Here is a 2,467-nt window from a genome sequence, read left to right as displayed (position 1 = left end):
TACATTACCCGAGGCATTCTGTTTCAAAATGGCGCCGCCAGCAAAGCACAGGCGGAGGCTGACTTTGTAAAAGCCAATCAGTTAAACCCAAAAGAATGGCGCAGCTGGCATTATCTAACCAATTTTTACAATAATCAGCAATCACAGGAAAAAGGCTTAGCAAATGCGCAAAAAGCCTACGAGCGTTTCGTTGAAAACCCGGTGATTGGACTCGATTACGCCAAATCGTTGCTCAATGCGAGCAAGCTAGAAGCGAGCCTGAAAGTGCTGGATCAGGTGAATGTGCTGCCGCAGGAAGGTGCGCGTGAGGGGCATTCTTTGTATGTCACGGCTAACCTTGCGCAGGCACTCACGCTGGCGAAGAACAGGAAATATAAGGATGCACTGAAATCGCTGGAAAAGGCGAGGCTGTGGCCCGAGCACCTCGGCACCGGCAAGCCCAACGAGCCCGACACCCGGCTGATTGACTACCTGGCTGCCTATTGCGAAACGCAGCTCGGTCGCACGCAAAAAGCAGAGCAATACAAGCAAAATATCACCGCATACACCCTCAATGCCAGCAAGGAAAGCAACCGCAATGCACTCAGCAATTATCTTGGCGTAAAGCTTTTGAACGATGCAGGCGAACAAGAATCGGCTGACAAATTCCTGGAAACCTGGAAAGCCGAACAGGATTCACTGCGCAAATGGGATATCACAGCCGGCTCCGACGCGCCGGAAGTACAATGGATTTTAGCCAAAACCAAACAGGACGAAACCCGCGCCGAAAAGCTCCGGCACGACCTGATTGCAGACCGGAAATACAGTGCTACGTCGATCTTTTTCCAGGCGCTCGACCTGGCTGAGAACAAATGATGCTGACTATGAAAAGGATTTTATATCTGTGGCTGCTTACATTAGGTGCATTGCCAGATGTGTATGCGCAGCAACCGCGAAAGGCAATTATTGAAGACAAAACGCATTACAGCGAAGTTTTCAAAGAAAACCGTAATTTACGCCTCATTTTGCCGCCTGATTATTATCAACACCCGGAACGCCGCTACCCGGTGATATACTATTTCCACGGAAATGCGGGGCGGTTCAATGGGCCGGCGGAGGGTGAAGTTTCCCGCTCGGGCGAGGCGCGGTATTATGATGAATTCAATGGGAATTATGCGCGCACCGGACCGGATTCGCTGGATAACTTCGCTACTTATGTGTCTGGCAATGATGTGATTATTGCCAAATGGGATGGTTATGTGCCGGCGCAGTATCCGCGTCCGTACGACATTGCGCCGGTGAAGGAAGACCGGCAGTTTGTGGACTACTTTCCGGAATTCGTCAAGTATGTGGACGCGCATTACCGCACAAGGCCCAATCGCGAGAGTCGCGCAGTTTCGGGGCTGAGTATGGGCGGGTTTATGTCGATGCTGGTGGCTTCGAAGTATCCGCATTTGCTGTCGAGTGCATCATTTTTTTGTCCGTCGGCTTCCTTTACAGTGGGACCGAAGGCTTTGCAGATTTACACACCATTTAAGGAAATGGGGCGGAATTTTGTGGGTTTGCCGATCCGGATGCATTTGGGCAGCAAGGATTTTTTGCGGCAGCATGATCAGGAGATTGATGATGCTTACAAAACTTTGGAGCTGAATTATGAAAGCTGGCATTATGGCGTAGGCTATTTCCGGGGTTTTCACAATGCGGTGAACATCAAAAGTCAGTTTGATTTTCACATGCATTATTTCCGCATACCGCTGGCAAGGCCTGAGAAGTGGCATCACATTGACCTGTATCCCAACTTTTCTGTCTGGAATTATGAGGTAAAATCCGACCGTAAAATACCGGGCTTTACCCTGCTCGACGACGTGCGCCGCGAAGGATTTAGCGTACATACCAAACAGTGGCTGCCCGACGGGCCAGCGGTGCCTGACTTGTCGATAAAGCTGACGACAGACAGCATTTACACACCCAATACTCGCTACGAATTGATTCAACTGGATGTGCCAACTCGCAAAATATCTCGCACAAACGTGCGCAGCGATGCAAAAGGCCGCATGCAATGGCAGGGAACCGGGCAGCAGACAAATGTTGGCATTTACAAAAACGGCGACCCCGGCCACATTACCATGGCGACCTATACACTCGACCGGCAGATGCCCGGCGTCGGCGACATTGTTTTGCTCAAACCAGTATTGTTCAACAAAGGCGGCGCGGCGGTGGATTCTGTTCGAATGGAGCTGATCGCGCAGGATGAAGATGTGGAAGTAATGGATCCGGCGACTACAATTGGAAAATTGGCACAGGGTTCTATTTATGAAAAAACAGGTTTTAAAATACGTTCACGAAATGCAAATCTGGACCGTGCGAAGTTGAAGTTGATGGTAAATTATCAAGGTAAAAAAGACCAGTTTCTGCTTGAAGTGCCTTTTTATTCTCCCGAAAAACAACTTGCAAAATTTGAAATTGCAGACGGGCGGAATGTGAATCT

2 protein-coding genes are annotated in these 2,467 nt (G+C 49.6%); both read left to right on the top strand.

What is annotated here, in order from left to right:
• On the top strand, positions 1–855 hold an 855-nt coding region (locus ACTIE6_RS10595), incomplete at its 5' end, for a tetratricopeptide repeat protein (protein WP_439556606.1).
• 8 nt (positions 856–863) lie between these two features.
• Positions 864–2,467: alpha/beta hydrolase (locus tag ACTIE6_RS10590; RefSeq protein ID WP_439556605.1), on the top strand; the 1,604-nt coding region annotated here is incomplete at its 3' end.

This window comes from Dyadobacter sp. (assembly GCF_051859145.1).
GTDB lineage: Bacteria > Bacteroidota > Bacteroidia > Cytophagales > Spirosomataceae > Dyadobacter.
Note: the sequence above shows the minus strand (reverse complement) of the source record. Positions and strands in the feature narration are given on the sequence as shown.